This is a genomic window from Paracoccus versutus, assembly GCF_000763885.1.
In the GTDB taxonomy this organism is placed as follows: domain Bacteria; phylum Pseudomonadota; class Alphaproteobacteria; order Rhodobacterales; family Rhodobacteraceae; genus Paracoccus; species Paracoccus versutus.
The window spans coordinates 25,972-42,024 of sequence record NZ_JRKO01000049.1 but is presented as its reverse complement, the minus strand read 5'-3'; the positions used below and the strand labels follow the sequence as shown (position 1 = coordinate 42,024).

The 16,053-nt window shown below is 61.2% G+C and carries 15 protein-coding genes and 1 tRNA gene; 7 read left to right on the top strand and 9 right to left on the bottom strand.

The window, feature by feature from the left end:
* The first annotated feature begins 50 nt into the window (after positions 1–50).
* Positions 51–127, top strand: a tRNA-Met gene (locus IT40_RS19915).
* On the opposite strand, the gene IT40_RS27885 is transcribed toward IT40_RS19915, so the two are convergent.
* The 3 genes from IT40_RS27885 to IT40_RS19900 all read right to left on the bottom strand — a co-directional run bounded on the left by IT40_RS27885 (position 84) and on the right by IT40_RS19900 (position 3,514).
* Positions 84–1,820, bottom strand: coding sequence for a recombinase family protein (locus IT40_RS27885; RefSeq protein WP_084197313.1), 1,737 nt, complete (start codon positions 1,818–1,820; stop codon positions 84–86). The two genes, IT40_RS19915 and IT40_RS27885, sit on opposite strands and share 44 nt — an antisense overlap.
* 15 nt (positions 1,821–1,835) lie before the next feature.
* Positions 1,836–1,985 carry a hypothetical protein gene (locus IT40_RS19905; RefSeq protein WP_208021342.1) on the bottom strand — a complete coding sequence of 50 codons (150 nt, stop codon included), beginning with the start codon at positions 1,983–1,985 and terminating at the stop codon, positions 1,836–1,838.
* Positions 1,986–2,476: 491 nt separating this feature from the next.
* Positions 2,477–3,514, bottom strand: a complete 1,038-nt coding sequence (locus IT40_RS19900) for an aldo/keto reductase (protein ID WP_036758980.1) — start codon at positions 3,512–3,514, stop codon at positions 2,477–2,479.
* 173 nt (positions 3,515–3,687) lie between these two features.
* On the opposite strand from IT40_RS19900, the gene IT40_RS19895 reads away from it, so the two are divergent.
* Entirely contained in the window at positions 3,688–4,587 is a 900-nt protein-coding gene (locus tag IT40_RS19895) for an AraC family transcriptional regulator (protein ID WP_036758964.1), read from the top strand.
* A 315-nt stretch (positions 4,588–4,902) separates the two neighbouring features.
* Here the strand turns inward: IT40_RS19895 and IT40_RS27880 are convergent, their stop codons facing one another.
* A complete protein-coding gene (locus IT40_RS27880) occupies positions 4,903–7,785 on the bottom strand; it encodes a DEAD/DEAH box helicase (RefSeq protein ID WP_084197311.1) in 2,883 nt (960 codons plus the stop codon).
* Between IT40_RS27880 and IT40_RS30565 the strand changes: the two genes are divergently transcribed.
* On the top strand, positions 7,784–7,918 hold the full coding sequence (locus IT40_RS30565) for a hypothetical protein (protein WP_275600380.1): 135 nt from the start codon (positions 7,784–7,786) through the stop codon (positions 7,916–7,918). The two genes, IT40_RS27880 and IT40_RS30565, sit on opposite strands and share 2 nt — an antisense overlap.
* Positions 7,919–8,294: 376 nt before the next feature.
* On the opposite strand, the gene IT40_RS19890 is transcribed toward IT40_RS30565, so the two are convergent.
* The 4 genes from IT40_RS19890 to IT40_RS19875 all read right to left on the bottom strand — a co-directional run bounded on the left by IT40_RS19890 (position 8,295) and on the right by IT40_RS19875 (position 11,805).
* A complete protein-coding gene (locus tag IT40_RS19890) occupies positions 8,295–9,317 on the bottom strand; it encodes an RES family NAD+ phosphorylase (RefSeq protein WP_036758959.1) in 1,023 nt (340 codons plus the stop codon).
* 5 nt (positions 9,318–9,322) lie between these two features.
* A complete protein-coding gene (locus IT40_RS19885) occupies positions 9,323–10,258 on the bottom strand; it encodes a sce7725 family protein (protein ID WP_036758956.1) in 936 nt (311 codons plus the stop codon).
* A 7-nt stretch (positions 10,259–10,265) separates the two neighbouring features.
* Complete coding sequence (locus IT40_RS19880; protein WP_036758953.1) at positions 10,266–11,156, bottom strand: sce7726 family protein; 891 nt, start codon at positions 11,154–11,156, stop codon at positions 10,266–10,268.
* A 370-nt stretch (positions 11,157–11,526) separates the two neighbouring features.
* Entirely contained in the window at positions 11,527–11,805 is a 279-nt protein-coding gene (locus tag IT40_RS19875) for an SH3 domain-containing protein (RefSeq protein WP_036758951.1), read from the bottom strand.
* Positions 11,806–12,177: 372 nt separating this feature from the next.
* Between IT40_RS19875 and IT40_RS19870 the strand changes: the two genes are divergently transcribed.
* The 3 genes from IT40_RS19870 (at position 12,178) to IT40_RS19860 (ending at position 15,112) form a co-directional block, all read left to right on the top strand.
* Positions 12,178–13,278 carry an NADH:flavin oxidoreductase/NADH oxidase gene (locus IT40_RS19870; RefSeq protein ID WP_036758944.1) on the top strand — a complete coding sequence of 367 codons (1,101 nt, stop codon included), beginning with the start codon at positions 12,178–12,180 and terminating at the stop codon, positions 13,276–13,278.
* 49 nt (positions 13,279–13,327) lie between these two features.
* The gene (locus tag IT40_RS19865; RefSeq protein WP_036758941.1) at positions 13,328–13,870 is read left to right on the top strand and encodes an AAA family ATPase; all 543 of its coding nucleotides are present in this window, start codon (positions 13,328–13,330) and stop codon (positions 13,868–13,870) included.
* 126 nt (positions 13,871–13,996) lie between these two features.
* Complete coding sequence (locus IT40_RS19860; RefSeq protein WP_036758938.1) at positions 13,997–15,112, top strand: DNA alkylation repair protein; 1,116 nt, start codon at positions 13,997–13,999, stop codon at positions 15,110–15,112.
* A gap of 36 nt (positions 15,113–15,148) precedes the next feature.
* Here IT40_RS19860 and IT40_RS19855 read toward each other — a convergent pair whose 3' ends face one another.
* The gene (locus IT40_RS19855; protein WP_036758935.1) at positions 15,149–15,514 is read right to left on the bottom strand and encodes a MerR family transcriptional regulator; all 366 of its coding nucleotides are present in this window, start codon (positions 15,512–15,514) and stop codon (positions 15,149–15,151) included.
* A 74-nt stretch (positions 15,515–15,588) separates the two neighbouring features.
* Between IT40_RS19855 and IT40_RS19850 the strand changes: the two genes are divergently transcribed.
* Positions 15,589–15,993, top strand: coding sequence for an oxidoreductase (locus tag IT40_RS19850; protein WP_036758932.1), 405 nt, complete (start codon positions 15,589–15,591; stop codon positions 15,991–15,993).
* Positions 15,994–16,053 lie beyond the last annotated feature (60 nt).

The following is a 16,053-nucleotide window of genomic DNA, read 5'->3' as shown; positions in this document are numbered from 1 at the left end:
CGAAAATCTCTCGGAACGAAAAAGCACCGCAAACCACGCGATGCAAATGGCGCGGGGTAGAGCAGCCCGGTAGCTCGTCAGGCTCATAACCTGAAGGTCGCAGGTTCAAATCCTGCCCCCGCAACCAACGATAATTGCGAAACCTCCGTAGCATTAAGCGCGGAGGTTTTTGCGTTTCTACGCCCCGGCTTCCGCGAGCCGCCCGATTGCGCCAGCAGATTGTCCAGCGCCTCGGCTTCCGACAGGAAATCCGGATCCTTCTTGCCGGCCGCGAAGCGCAGGATGGCGCCGAGGTCGCCGCGCAGCACGATGGCCAGTTCGCCACCCTCCGGCACCAGCGTCACCTGGTCGACCAGCGCGCGCAGGATTTCCGCCGCCTGCGCGCGGCTGTCCTCGTGCCGCAGGTTCTTGGAAAGCTCGGCGATGCGTTGGGCATAGAGCGCCGCCATGTTCGGGTGCAGCAGGGGTGGCGGCTCGTTCGCATTGGCCAGCTTCTCCGTCAGCTCTGCCTTGCGGGCTTCCAGTTGTGTGATCTTGTCCTTGAGCGTCAGCGGCGGGACGCCCTGCAGGATGGCGTCGATGGCCTTGTCGAGTTCGCGGGTCGTGCGATCCAGGCCCCGGCGTGCGACCTCGAGATCGGCGCCGCGCTCCATGCGCAGCCGGTTCACCTCCCTGGTGAACTCGGCGCAGAACTCCCGGAACAGCTCCGGCTCCATCAGGTGCTTGCGCAAGCCGTTCAGGACCGAGGCCTCGAGCGCGTCGCGGCGGATGTTGACGCGATTGTCGCAGGTGCCCTTGTTGCGCGCCGTCGAGCAGCCCAGGAGATCCTTCGAGATCATCGAATAGCCGCCGCAGCAGCAGCCGCATTTGACCAGGCCGGCGAAAAGGTGCTTCGGGCGGCGGCGGTCGTTCAGCGGATTGCCTGCCTGCCGGCTGCGGGTCGAGAAGGCGAGTTCGCCCTGCCGCGCCTTCACCGCGTCCCAGAGCGCTTGATCGACGATGCGCAGATCCGGCACCTCTTGCACCACCCATTCGCTTTCCGGATTCAGCCGCGACACCCGCCGGCCGGTATCGGGATCCTTGACGTAGCGCAGCCGGTTCCAGACCAGCCGGCCGACATAGAGTTCGTTGTTGAGGATGCCGGTGCCGCGTTCGCGATTGCCATGAATCGTCGACGGCCCCCATTCCCGGCCTTGGGGACCGAGTACGCCCTCGCGGTTCAGCGCCATGGCGATGGCGCGCGAGGAGAGGCCGGCGTTATAGTCGGCGAAGATGCGGCGGATCACGGCGGCCTGAGCCTCGTTGATCGTGCGGTCCCCCCGGATCGGTTCGCCGTGGGCGTCTAACTTCTTCACCACGTCGTAGCCGTAGGCATTGCCGCCGCCGGATTTGCCGTCCTCGACCCGGCCGCGCAACCCCCGGCGGGTCTTGTCGGCCAGGTCCTTGATGAACAGCGCGTTCATCGTGCCCTTGAGGCCGACATGCAGCTCGCTGATCTCGCCCTCGGACAGGGTGAACATCTTCACGTCGGCATAGCGCATGCGCTTGTAGATGCCGGCGATGTCCTCCTGGTCGCGGCTGACCCGGTCCAGTGCCTCGGCCAGCACCAGGTCGAAACGGCCGCGCGCGGAATCCATGACCAGCGCCTGGAGGCCGGGACGCTGGATCATGCTGGAGCCCGAGATGGAGTGATCGGAATATTCCTCGACCACCTGCCAGCCTTCCTTCTCCGCCCGCAGCCGGCACATGCGGAACTGGTCGGCGATCGACGCTTCGCGCTGCAGGTCCGAGGAATAGCGGGCGTAGATGGCAACCTTCATATGCGGACCTCCTGGTCAGTCGGGGTGGTTCCTGCCGCTCTCGCGCTTCTCGGCCTCGATGAAATCCCGTGCCGCCCGCCGGGCCAGCAGGCGGACCAGTTCGACAAGGCGCGGGTCGGAGGAGGGCAGGGGAGCGGCGGACTCCCGGACGGGTTCTGGGACCACCCGCAGCCGTTCCGCCACTGTCTGCCTCTGCCGCGCCATCGTCCCGTTCCGATCCTCGCGCGGCAGGATCCGCGCAGGCACAAGCGTGACGCAGGACTAGGCAGAATCACAGGCAGGTTCGGACGCATCGCATCAGGCCTCGGCGCAGCACAGCGTAAACCGGCGCTGCCGCGCTTACCGCTTAGGGCGCTGCGCGGCGGCACCTTCGCAGAGTGGCGTAAAAGTACAAAAAAGTCGCGGGATATATCGTCGCAGGTCACACCGTCGGCGGGGTTCCGCAGCTCGGATGAAAGGTCGCGGGAGGGTGGGACCCTAGTAGAGTTCGGCAAGCCACGTGTGGGAATCTCTGCAAGGCAGCTGCAGGAGCTTGCAAAAGCTCAATCTTTCCGAAGTCGGCTGGCCGCCCGCCCGCGTGCAGCAAAGCCAAGTTCCACGCCCGGAACCAGCGTCGGCACCCCGCCCATAGATACGGGCGGGATGACGCAGGAATGTCAGCCCTTCTGGGAGGCGAACGGCGCGCGATACTGCGACTGGCGTTCCAGCATCCAGCCCGGGTATTCGGCGGGCAGCTTCGTCACCCTGTCGAGCGCGGCCAGATCCTCGGCCGTCAGCGCCACCTCGGTCGAGCGGATATTGTCCTGCAACTGGTCGATCCGCTTCGCCCCGACGATCACGCTGGTCACCACCGGCTGATGCAGAAGCCAGGCCAGTGCCACCTGCGCCACCGTGCAGGTCTTGGCCGATGCGATCCCGCGCATCACGGCGATGGCGGCATCGCCGCGCGCCAGGTCGACCGGCGGGAAGTCGAAACCCGCGCGGCGGCCGTCGTTCGCCGTGTTGCCGCCGCTGTATTTGCCCGACAGGAACCCGCCCGCCAGCGGGCTCCAGACCATCAGCCCGATGCCCTCGGAACGCAGCATCGGCACGATCTCGCGTTCCAGGTCGCGGCCGACCAGCGTGTAATAGGCTTGCAGGGACAGGATCGGCGCCAGCTTGCGCGCCTCGGTGATGCCGACCGCCTTGACGATCTGCCAGGCGGCCCAGTTCGACAACCCGATATAACGCACATGGCCCTGCCGCACGAGCGTATCGAGCGCTTCCAGCGTCTCGACAATCGGCGTCAGCGGATCGAAGCCGTGGATCTGGTAGAGGTCGATGTGGTCCATCTGCAGCCGCTGCAGGCTGGCCTTTGCCTGCGCCAGGATATGCGCGCGCGAGGCGCCGCGGGCGTTCGGGCCTTCGCCCATCGGCCCCAGCACCTTGGTCGCAACCACCACCTCGTCGCGCGGAATGCCGAGGTTGTGGATGGCCTGGCCGAGGATCCGCTCGCTCTCGCCGCCGGCATAGACATTGGCGGTGTCGATGAAATTGATGCCGGCGTCATAGGCCGCCTTGACCAGCCTGTCGGCCTCGTCCTGGCGCAGCTGGCCGATCTGGCCCCACATGCCGTCCGAGCCGCCGAAGGTCATGGTGCCGAGGCAGAGTTCGGAAACCAGAAGGCCGCTGGGGCCGAGAGTGCGGTAGCGCATGGAATATTCCTTCATGTCGGAGACGCCGGGGGCGGGATGCCGCCGGGTCGGGGCAAAGATAGGGCTACTGTGCCCAGGGCTGCGACGCCGATCCTCGCAAATCCTTGCACGATCCTCTCATGCGCGCCGATTCCGGGCTGCGAACCACGCGCATAGATCCTAGATTGCGAGCCATGGAAAACGATCATCTCGCCCCGCTCAAGGACCTGATCGCCCGCCAGTGGCAGGCGCATGGCCGGGAAACCCCGATCGAGGGGCTGTTCCTGACCTCGGTCACGGCGCCGACCGGGCCGATCCATGCCGTCTATCGCCCGTCGCTCTGCGTCGTGGTACAGGGCGCGAAGACCAGCATGCTCGGCGAGCGCGCCTATCGCTATGATGCCGGGAAATGCCTGATCGCGTCGATGGAGGTGCCGATCCGGGCCGAGATCACCCGCGCGACGCCGGAGCGGCCCTACCTGGCCTTCAGCCTGGCCCTGGATCCCGCGACGATATCCGATCTGCTGCTGGAACGGGATGGCACCGACGACGCCCCCGCCGGTGCGGCGCTGGCGGTGCATGCTTTTGGGCCGGAGCTTGCCGATCCGCTCTGCCGGTTGCTGGCCCTGTGCGACCGACCGCGCGACATTCTGATCCTCGCGCCGCTGGTCCGGCGGGAGATCACCTGGCTTCTGCTGAACGGGCCGATGGGGCCGGCGCTGCGCCAGATCGGCCTGGCGGGCAGCCGCATGGCGCGGATCGGCCGGGCCATCGCCTGCATCCGCGAGGGCTTCGCGGACCAGTTGAACATACGCCATCTTGCCGAGGTCGCCGGGATGAGTCCTGCAACCTTCCACCGCCACTTCAAGGCGGTCACGGCGATGTCGCCGGTGCAGTACCAGAAGCAGCTTCGGCTGCAGGAGGCGCGCCGCCTGCTGCTCTTCGACAATGCCGATGTCGCCCGGATCGGCTACGCCATCGGCTATGAGAGCCCGTCGCAGTTCAGCCGGGAGTATCGCCGCCTGTTCGGATCGCCCCCGGGCCGGGATGGGCAGGAGATCCGCAGGACCCTCACGCCGCAGGTAGATGGATGAGGGGAGGCGTCGACATGTCGGGCGGAGAGCGGGCATTCGGGTGATAATTGGCGCTTACGTCACAGGAGGTGGGAGAGCCGCCTGACAACAACGGCATGGTGGCGGCAGCCTTGCGAACGGGGTGCAGTACAACAAGCCTGCCTAAGACAGATCGAGAAAAAATAGTCTATCTCGGTGGCTTTTATTATCGATTACGCTGCCAAAATGCTTAGGGCCTTATTATCTTGCCTCTTTCGACCGTCTTCTGAGTTTCAGATGCGATCTAGACCCAGCGCACTCCAAAACTATGCCCACTCCCACAGCTGGGAAAATAAACTAGTGTGGATGTGGCAAGTCCTCCCTCAATGCGATTCCAGGTGTGCTCAACCAGTTATAAAAATCGCCACGACTAAGAACTCCCTCCCTCATGCGGACGGCAGCCTCTGCTAGATCGCAAACCTCCACAACAGACAGGCGACCACAAGCCTCTATCAATCTCGGCACGCTTGGCTCAACAGCCGGATTACATACCGTTAGGCATGGGTTGTTCCGATAGCCTATTAGTTCCGACGCCGAGAGCACCTCTGTAGCCGCGTTGAATGCAACAAAATCATCATCTCGAGCCTTGGATTTCAATTCCACAACAATACCTGGAAAGCTCTCGATGCTAACTAGAAAGTCGGGATAGCCTACCTTGCCAGGACCATCGAGCAGCTGATACGGAATGGCAAGATAGTCAAGAAGTGCTGAGAAAGCCTTTTCAAAATCATTCCCACGGGCACTGTATAAGGCTTCGATTACTTCACTTCCGCCGAGGACTGAAGCACGCCTTAAATGAATGCGTCGACAGTATTCACGATCATCCTGCTTCCAACGCCTTGCAGCATCACGGACTAGGTTTGCTAGCCGTGGATTAGTAGTCGCATCAAGCGCCTCACGCCGGGCAGTATCAGCCGGAGGGGCGCCATCCATTATGTCAATCGCTTTCACTAGGCCTTTAGTGCGTAGAGCAAGTAAGTGAGGCCGTGACAACCTCCGGGGACGATCCTGTAAATCCAGAGAGCTAGCCCATAAAATGTCGCCAGGTAGCCCAAGATTGATACGCGCCGCCTGCCGCCTGATTGGGCGAATTATCTGGCGCACAAGTTGGCTTGTCTCTTGCGAACGCAATACTGCAGGCTTACTCTCATCAGCGAGCGTCGGGGAGGTTACTGCACTCAAGATTTCTGCAACACCTGTCAAGATCCAAGCCACATCACGAGCGATTGCTTGCACCGTTCCTAGCCGAACGCCACCAACGCGCGCCTCTACTGCTCGTCTTGCCTCTCCTGCGGCCCAGTCTGCCAATAGAAGCGCCCCATTTGCAGCCCCTACATCGCCCATCCATGGACGAGAGAACAACATCCCATCCAAGCGTCTGGCATACGGGTTGCTAACAAGATTGGGCTGAGTAATCCGCCAGCTTACAATACGTGAAGCTCGACCACTGGAGTTGGAATATTCAGGGGATGCCAACGCCGCTTGCGCAAGAACAAAGACAAGATCATCCTCACTACCTACGCCTGAAGCAGCAGGAAGAAGATTCCTCAGCTGGGCGCCGAGCCTAGCGCTATTGTCGATGAAGTAGATTGCCGTTTCTGGCTTGAGGCCACTCCTTGCCACTGCCTCTCCAAGCGCAGTGACAGTGAGCAAGGTTCCAGCCTCTATCAAACATCCCAAGCCAATTAGTCTGTCGACATGCACATCAAGCTTTGGTCTCCAATGTGTCAAGCCAGCCCTATTGCGGTTAAACTCTCTCGATGCGCTCAGAGTTGACGTGAGCAGTGCAAAAGCTTCGTCCCTAGATGCGCAAAGTTTTCCAGCCAAAATTTGAAGTACGAGTGGACCGAAGTCATCGGGAGTGATGCCGCTACCAAGCTCATCTTGGTTTGACATATCCATAAGTCGCCGAGCCTCTTGAAGCTCAGAGCTTCCAGCTGCACAGAGTACTACCTTTCCTTCATCGCTTGCTTGCCCCATCCTTCCGACGCGACCAGCCATATTCTGAAATTCGGCTCGACTAATAGCTTCTCGGCGGCCTCGATCAAAATTCCATCTCTTCCAGGAGGAGAACACTGCGCTTCCGAGAGGGAAGTTTACTCCTGCCGCCAACGTGCTGGTCGCAAATACAACATCAACTCCTCCACTGGCTAACTGGGCCTCGACAAAAAGCCGCTCCTCTTCACTTAGTTCGGCATTATGGTATGCGATGCCTTTGCGAAGAAACTCCAAAAGGCGGTTATCAATGTCGACACCAGAGGGAGTCGCGACAACCTTCGTGGTTGAGCTTACAGCAGCCGTAGCGCTTGCTAGGTCAAAAGTATCGTCAACCTTCATGCAGAAGACGATGACCGGCCGATGATTAGCATTTGAAACTAGTTCACGGAGTACTTCGTGAGTAGAGAGAGCTACTGTCGTTCTTGGCCTATTTTCATCCCAAACCGGATCGCGAGAAGGTGAAGAGGAAACGGTAATCAGTCGCTCAGGAGATCGGCATTCAATCGTGAGTTTCTTCTCTCTATTGGGGTTCCTCACTAGCCTCAGTTCAAGCCAATCAGATAGAGATGTGGCGTCACCATCAGACAAGACGGCTGAAAGGCCAATAAACTGTCTCCATCCTGATTTCTTTATCAGCGTAAGGAGAAGTTCAACGTTTTGCCCTCTATTCTTCTCGCCAATAAGCTGAATTTCATCACAAATAAATGTAGTATCAGTGAGGTCGCGTGGCGGCCCGCCTGTGGATAGAAGCCCCAAAAATTTCTCGTAGGTGGCTACAACAATACTAGCAGAGAGGGGAGAGCTTGTTTTCCTGCCAGATGCATCCTCGACACTATCGCCCGTTGCGCAGACAATAGAGGATCGATCACCCTGTAAATAGGTATCAAGAAATAGACGCTGGGCCTCCTCAAACTTCTGATGCGCTAGCGCTCGGAATGACACCAAGTAGACCACCCGACTACCCGCAGCTAACGCCGAGGTGACACCCCACCATCCAATCAAGGTCTTCCCGGTGGACGTTGGAGCGCTGACTAGGACATCTTCACCTCGTGCAACCCCGGCCGCGAGTGCATCGTATTGGGCATCTGTCAGGGACGGCTGCCCATTTTCACTAGGAAGTAGGAGCTCGTTACCGAGCACGCTCGAAGCAAGCCCATGATTTTGAGGCAAGGTGAACTTCATGATGAACCCACAAATAACGTATCGGTCGAGCGAGATTGCCGACCGCGGAGACCTTGGTGCGATGATGATGGAAGCGGGATGCCGATCCAAGCGGGAAATCTGGCTCGGTGCTGAATATTTTGATGGATTATAGTAGTGCCGTCGGCTATTTTTGCTCACTCACGGATGTGATATGTGGTCACATGTTCGGCGGCGTTCCGGCTTAGCCAGATCAAGGTGTTAGACTCCGAGCATTATGGCGAAGCCCGATCCGGGTCAGATGTTTTCGAGGTACGAGTCCGGTTCGGCTCAATCACCCGATACAGGTGTAGGAACTCGCTACGTCAAGGCGCTTCTCGCAGCCTTCCATGTTGACGACGAACGATTGGGAGTGATCGATCCGGCCGGCCACATCCTGCTGCCTCAGGCCAGCGGCCTTCTACGCCGACCAGATGATTTAGAGGCGGCGGGACGGGAGCGTCGGAAATACTGCGGTTCGCGAGAGCTGCAGTTTTAAAAATGCGCTGATCTTAGGTGGCGGTCACCTCAACCGACACCTTGGTCACGCTGTAGAGTTCCACACCACCGCCGACCGCATGCCTGGGATTGAACAAAGCAAGATTGATGCCGTCACTGACTGAGCTACGATAGACAACGCCATCGAAACCGCTCTTTTTAATGAATTCACATAGATACTGGCTCGGAATATAGTCGATTGCTGCCCCCGTCGGCTGGACGGGTCGCGTCAATTCCTCGCCGAGGCGTTCGAGGAAAGGTAAGTCGGCGCGCAACTGGCCGATCTCACTCGCGTCGGTCAGGATGAAAGGTGAGACGAGCTTTCGTGGGTTGCGCAAGTCCACTGCCCTAATCTCGGGGATTGTAAAATCAGCCACACAAGCGACTTCGCCGGTATGAGGCCTAATCTCTGAGACAGCGGTATCGGGAAGAGAGCCAAGATAGAGATAGGGGATGCCCGCCGGATTAGCCCGACCATGTGACGAGCGTCGCTTCGGCGGTGCGCCCATCTTTTCGATGGTGAAGGGGTCACCATCGGTGCGGATGCGCGCGCGATACCATTGCCGAGGCAACTGCGGCGCCAGCAACATGTCAAGCAGCTGGCGTAGACGATCTAGGTCGATGGCAACATCAAGAAACCAGCGATTGGCGTACATCATCTCGTCGCGCAGCTTGCCCCACTGTGCAAGGCCTTCGCTGATATAGCTTGCCGATGGTGCAAAGTCACCTCGGACGATCTCACCGTCATTGAGAATCTCGCCGAGCAGTTCCTTAGCGTGAGCAATGTCCATGCGCTGATGGCTGAATAGTTGCCAGTCGTCCTTCATCCACTCGACCAGTGACTTCCCGTCATCACTCGGCTCGTACACATTCACTAGCAGCTCGAAATAATTGGCAAGCCTACTAGGCTCAACAAGCTGAGTATCAGCTGTCCCGCAGAAGTCGCATGTCCCCTGGGTAGGATCGAGCGACGGGAAAAGTTGATCGCGAAGGCTGTGATCGTCGAAGCATTCGGGGCAGCAGAAGCGCTTTGCCATGGAAATCAGCCAAGATAGTCGGCAAGCGTCTCGATGTGATGCTTCATCGAGAGCTTTTTGACGTAGCCAAGGCCCGGAAAATGGCCTTTAGCATGGAGATCGCGGAACTCCTGAATCGCTTCGGTCTCAAGAATATGAGAGGTGCCACTGTTCAGTTTTTCGATCAGCTTTGCCAATGCCTGAGCGAACTTGCCGGCGGGATCGGTCGGGGTGTCCTTCGTATCCGAGACAAAGTGATAAATATACATAACATCGTCTTTATCAGGATCGATGAAGGTCAGGTGGATCGCGACAGCATAGGCCGGGCCACCACCCTCGCTGTAGGCATCGCCGACCATTAGAAAATCGCCAAAGCCCGCCATGCCAAGATCACCATAGGTAACATGGAGATCGGAGAACTCTTCCATCTCGGGATAGTCGGCATTGCGCTGCCGCTTGAAACCGTCGCGCACAAGGATGCGCGTGCTTTTATCGAAATGCTTCCGGTAGAGCAGCTTTGCATGGTCTTCGACGAAGACGTTAGTGAGGCCTGGCATTGCGACTTCCAACTCGGACGCCAGCGCCTTAGGAGCCGTGAAGCCCGCGTGGACCAGCACGGGATGATGATCAGCATGATGGTTGTAGCTGGCCATAACTTCTTCAACCGTCATGTCGCTACGCAGCAGGATGCCAGCGGCTATGTTGTCGACGCCAATATAGCCCTCTTTGAGGAGATCTGTGATACTCGTTCCGTCTTCCTGATGGTCACCATGATAGGGATTCACGATCACAATCGCCCGCCCGCCGGCGGCGCATACAGCACTCAAGGTCTTCTTGAGCCCGCTAAGTGCTTCGCGTACCGGCTCGATCACAGGTATAAAGTTCTTCTCGGCGAGTAATGCCGCCATCTCGCGGATTGTGATGAGCTCGAACTGCTTTCCGCGGAAGTAAGGGTGGTACATTCGTTGTTCAGCTCCAGGCCATGGCCGCGTTCAGCGGGGTCTCGATAGCGTCGACTAACCGCGAATGGTCAGCACGACGCACCGTTACCGACAGCGCAGCAGCTTGCAGGGACTTCGGTAGACGCTCGACGAGCTCTCCGAGCGGCGCAAGATCGCGTGTCCGCTTGAGAGTCCGTACCATCTCGACATGTAACGCAACAGGGTCGAGCGTGGCGAAGAGGTCGCGCATCGCAGCGTGCCGCTGAGTATTGGGAACCTTCGGCACCGTCACGCCCATTGCCTGTAGGATCGTGACAGCCTCGGCCACGCGCAGCGACTCGAAGACGGTCACCGGGCAGATGCGCGCCGGGCAGTCGACCGCCTCGCGTAACGTCGTGATCCGATAGCGTTTGGAAAGGCACATCACTCCGATATCGTCGGAGACCGTTGCAAGTACACTCTCGATATGACCTTCGCTCGCGATCACATTCACCTTGGCGAAAACGCGCTTATAATCCTCGATTTGACTGGTGAGCCGCGTAAGTGAGTCCCGCTCCGACTTGATTTCATAGACGGTCGCAGTGCCGTTCAAAATGACGAGATCTGCCTTGGAGCTGCCGGCACGAAACTCATTGAGCATTGAGGCCGTTCGAAGCGAGTGCGTTCCCATCAGCACTTTTTGGCTGATAGCCGCGCGATAGATGTATTCATCGCGGTGCCCCGCAACCTTCAGAATCTCGAACGCGGAGTCGAAGGCGTCACCGACAGTCGCGCGCGGGTCGGCGCGCCCGATCAGATCGGTTTGCTGGAGCAGCCGACGGAACAAACCGGACCGGCCTCTCTTCGCCATCTCATGGAAAACGGTGGCGGAGAACAGCCTCGTCAAAGCAGACAGTTGTGCTCCGCTGTACATGTTCATGTCGCTACTGTATCCACAAATCGCATCGTTTAGTCCGAACCCCTTCTAACGCAGAACGCTCCAAGATGGAATCGGGGATGTGCCGGATCGAGGTGACCAGACTGGTGAGATCGTCAACCAGGCGCTCCTGATCGAGCAGGATCGCCAACGGTTACTTCCTATTTGTCAGCTCGGCCTCCTGGAAGCCGACGGTCTACTACGCTCTGTAAGCTGGAAAGTCGTCGTTGGTGCAGCCAACGACCGCGAGGTCCCGCAACGCTGCCATACCGACGACAGTTCCGCCGCACAGTGCCCGAAGACGGCTTTCGGGAATGCGACCTTGTGTCGAGACCTCCACCCGACCGGCGGCCATGGGCCGAGACTGTTGCTGTCAGCGATGTGCCAGATAGTCCGCTGAAACGTAACCCGAGATGGCAGGTCTGTCGGTCAGCGAGACCCTGCACCAGACCTTGCCGTTGTTCGTGACGCAGTTCTGGCGGGTGAGGCGCGTTCCGTCGGGCAGGCCGATGATGATCTTGTGGTCGAGACCAGGGCCTTCGCGAAGCTTCAGCAGATCGTCTGGCCCGACGCCCTTGACCACGGCACCGGAACCGACCGCGCAGCCGGCGGCGACCATGAGAGCGAGAAGAGCGGCAAGATGAGTGCGCATGATCCAAACTGAATCGTTTTGCCACCATTACGATACCATCGCGCCAAATGACAGCAGGCAGGTACCGGACGCGGATAAGGGGTGGCACAAAACCAGCCATCAAAGGCCGGTTCCGTCTTATAGTGCGGCGATTCTGGTCAGGATTTCGCCGCGGCGCTAGTCTGCGGCAGCTTCGGAGAATCCAGCCTCGCCGCAAGGGGTGAACTCGACGGGCAGCACTGCGGCGCGGGATTGTCCAGCCGGGTGCCCAGAACATCGGCGTGTCGATGTTGCGCTACGGCTCGAACCTGCCTCCCTGCCGGACTTCCGCTGCGGTGTCCGATCCCCTAGCTTGCCCCGTAAACCGCAATCCTACTCTGACGGAGCCGAACCATGAGCAAGCTCTTCACCCCGATCACCTCCGGCAGCCTTTCGATGCCGAACCGCGTGGTCATCGCGCCCATGTGCCAGTACTCCGCCGAGGAAGGCCGGATGACCGACTGGCACATGATCCATCTCGGCCAGCTTGCGTTGTCAGGCGCGGGACTGCTGACCATCGAAGCCACGGCGGTCAGCCCCGAAGGACGCATCACCCACGCCGATACCGGCCTGTGGGACGAGGCGACCGAGGCGGCGATGGTCCCGGTCCTGCAGGCGATCCGGCGATGGTCGGACATTCCGGTGGCGATCCAGCTGGCCCATGCCGGACGCAAGGCCTCGACCGAGAAGCCCTGGCTGAGCGGGGCGCAGATCCTGCCTGGGCATCCGAATGGTTGGCAGACTGTCGGCCCGACTGCGCTGCCCTTCGCCTCCGGCGAGAACGCGCCCGAGGCGCTGGACAGGGCCGGGATGGACCGCATCCGCGACGCCTTCGCCGAGGTCGCCCGACGCAGCCTGCGGCTGGGGTTCGACGCGATCCAGATCCATGCCGCGCATGGCTACCTGCTGCATCAGTTCCTTTCGCCGCTGTCGAACCGGCGCGAGGATGCCTGGGGCGGCAGCCTCGAGAACCGGATGCGCTTCCCGCTGGAGGTCTTCGAGGCGGTGAAGGCCGTCGTGCCGAGCGACTACCCGGTCTCGGTCCGGGTGTCGGGCACGGATTGGGTGGAGGGCGGCTGGGACGTCGGCCAGACCATCGCCTTCGCGCAGGAATTGCAGGCGCGGGGCTGCGCGGCGATCCATGTCTCCAGCGGCGGGTTGGACCCGCGGCAGCAGATCCCCGTGGCGCCCGGCTATCAGGTGCCGCTGGCCCGTGCGGTCAAGGCGGCGGTCGAGATGCCGGTGGTGGCGGTGGGGCTGATCACCGATTTCGAGCATGCGGAATCCATCGTGGCGACGGGCGATGCCGACATGGTCGCCCTGGCCCGCGGGATCCTCTACGATCCGCGCTGGCCCTGGCACGCGGCGGCGCATCTGGGCGCGCAGGTGCCCGCCGCCCCGCAATACCTGCGCTGCCAGCCCCGCATGCACAAGGAACTGTTTCGTCAGGCATGAGGCGACGGGTTCGGCTCGACCAGGCGCAACCCCTATTTGAGGATAGCCCATGTCTGACCATATGTTCATCGTGACCGGCGGCCCCGGCTCTGGCAAGAGCAGCCTGATCGACGCCCTGACCCGGCGAGGCTTCCGCACCATGCCCGAAGCCGGCCGGGCCATCATTCAGGATCAGGTTAGGATCGGCGGATCGGCCCTGCCCTGGGCGGACCGGGCGCTGTTCGCCGAACTCATGCTGGGTTGGGAACTGCGCTCGTGGCGCGAGGCGCTGGCGATGGACGGCCCTGTCCTGATGGATCGCGGCATACCCGATGTCGTCGGCTACCTGACGCTCTGCGGTCTGCCCGTTCCGGCGCATGTCGAGGCGGCGGCAAAGCTTCATCCCTACAACAAACGGGTTTTCTCGGCGCCATATTGGGACGCTATCTTTGCGCAGGACACTGAGCGCAAGCAGGACCGACAAGAGGCCGAGGCGACGGGCAGGATCATGGCGGAAACCTATACTCACCTGGGCTACCAGATCACCGAACTGCCGCTGGCGGGAATCGAAGAACGCGCTGATTTCGTGTTGGATTGCCTGAAGGCCGCGTGACCGGATCGCTCGTCGCTCCAGATATGCCGTGCCGGGCATCAGTCCGTCACGCTCCGCGGATCTTTGACGGTCTGCCCCGCCTGTGCGAACAGGTGAGGCGGCACATCGCGGAGGGGCGTAAGCGACATGAGCAGCACGGCCATCAAGGACGTCTTCAATCTGGCGCTGCTGCGCGGGATCGCCGCCGAGCTGCAAAGCGCTCATTCCCCGTTCGACGCCACCGCCTTTGTTGCGCGCTCTATGGACGGCCTGCACGAACTGGAACTGACCGGCCGCGCCGCCCATATCGCCGAAGCGCTGCACCAACATCTGCCCCAGCCCTTCGCCACAGCGGCGGCGGTGATCGAGGCGTCGCTGGGGCCGGAGATCCCGGCAACCGGCGAGATCGGCCGCGCGGCGATACGCTACATGCCGCATCTGGCCTTCGTCCGGAAATACGGCCTCGACGATTACGAGGCGGCCATTCGGGTGCAGGCCGAACTGACCAAGCGGTTCACCGCCGAATTCAGCATCCGCGCATTTCTGGAGACATACCCCGAGCGCACCCATGCCCAGATGCTGGCCTGGGCGGTTGACGAGAATGCGCATCTGCGCCGTCTTGCTTCGGAAGGCACGCGCCCACGCCTGCCCTGGGCGCCGCGCCTGCGGGGCTATCAGCAGGATCCGCGCCCGGTGCTGGAATTGCTGGAACTGCTGAAGGACGACCCGGTGCCCTATGTGCGCCGTTCGGTGGCGAACAACCTCAACGACATCGCCAAGGACCATCCCGCCCTGACCGTCGAGACCTGCCGCCGTTGGGCGGAGGATGTCCCCGCAGGTCGCGCCTGGATCGTGCGCCATGCGCTGCGCTCGCTGGTCAAGGCCGGCGACCGGGACGCGATCCGCATCCTCGGTGGGGCGGCGGATCCCTCGGTGCGCATCGGCCGCATCACCATCACGCCGCAGCGCGCCGCCCTGGGCGGCACCGTACACCTGTCCTTCGAAGTCGAAAGCACCGCATCACAGCCGCAGCACCTGCTGATCGACTATGCCGTGCATTTCGTGAAGGCCAACGGCGGCATCCGCCCGAAGGTCTTCAAGCTGCGCAGCCTGACCATGCAGCCGGGCGAGATAGCCGCGCTTTCGGCCACGGTGTCCCTGGTCCCGATGACGACACGCCGCCACTTCCCTGGCTGTCATCGCATCGACGTTTTCGTCAATGGCGAGACCCATCCGCTCGGTGGCTTCGAGGTGACGGCGTAAACCCCCCGGAGCAAGAGGCACAGAGGCCTGGCCTCGTCATTCCTTGGGGCTCTCCTGGTTTTCCCGCAACTCCCCGATCAGCGTGTCGATCTTGCGCATTCGCTCCTTCGCTTCGGCGATCAGCGCGTCCACCGCATCGCGCTTTGCGCTCAGCAGGCGGATCGCCTCGTCGCAGGAGATCGGATGCGGGCCGGAGCGGACCTCGACGCTGGCGATCTCGCGCAGGGTGAAGCCCAAGCCCTGCGCCTGTTCGATGAAACGCAGAAGCGCGACCAGTTCCTCGGGGTAATCGCGATAGCCGTTTGCCCCGCGTGCGGCGGGCGCGATGATGCCGCGCTTTTCGTAGAAGCGGATGCGCGAGGTGGTCACCCCCGCCGCTTTCGCGATCTCACCGATCTTCATGGCGACCCCTTGACCTTAAACCTAGGTCCAAGCCCTATATCCCGATGCGTCACGAGAGAAAAGGATCGCGCCGCATGTCGACTTCCCCCCTGTTCCAGCCGCTTCGACTGCCGAACGGCCAGACCATCCCGAACCGCATCGCCAAGGCGGCGATGGAGGAGAACATGGCCGACCTGCGCCACCTGCCGGGCAAAAGCCTGCGCCGGCTTTACCGGCAATGGGCGGAAGGCGGTGCCGGACTGATCATCACCGGCAATGTCATGGTCGCGCCCGATGCAGTCACCGGGCCTGCCGGGGTGATCCTCGACGCCAGCCAGCCGCTGGCGCCGTTCCGGGACTGGGCGGCGGCGGGGCGTATCAATGGCGCGCGGTTGTGGATGCAGATCAACCATCCCGGCCGTCAGGTCTTTGCCCGCACCACACCCGACGCAGCGGATGTTGCCAAAACGCGCGCACCTGAGCCATGCGTATTCCCTTGAAGATTAAGGGAGAACTCGGCTCAGCCTGCTGCTCGCTCCTGTCTCGTGTGAAAACTTCTC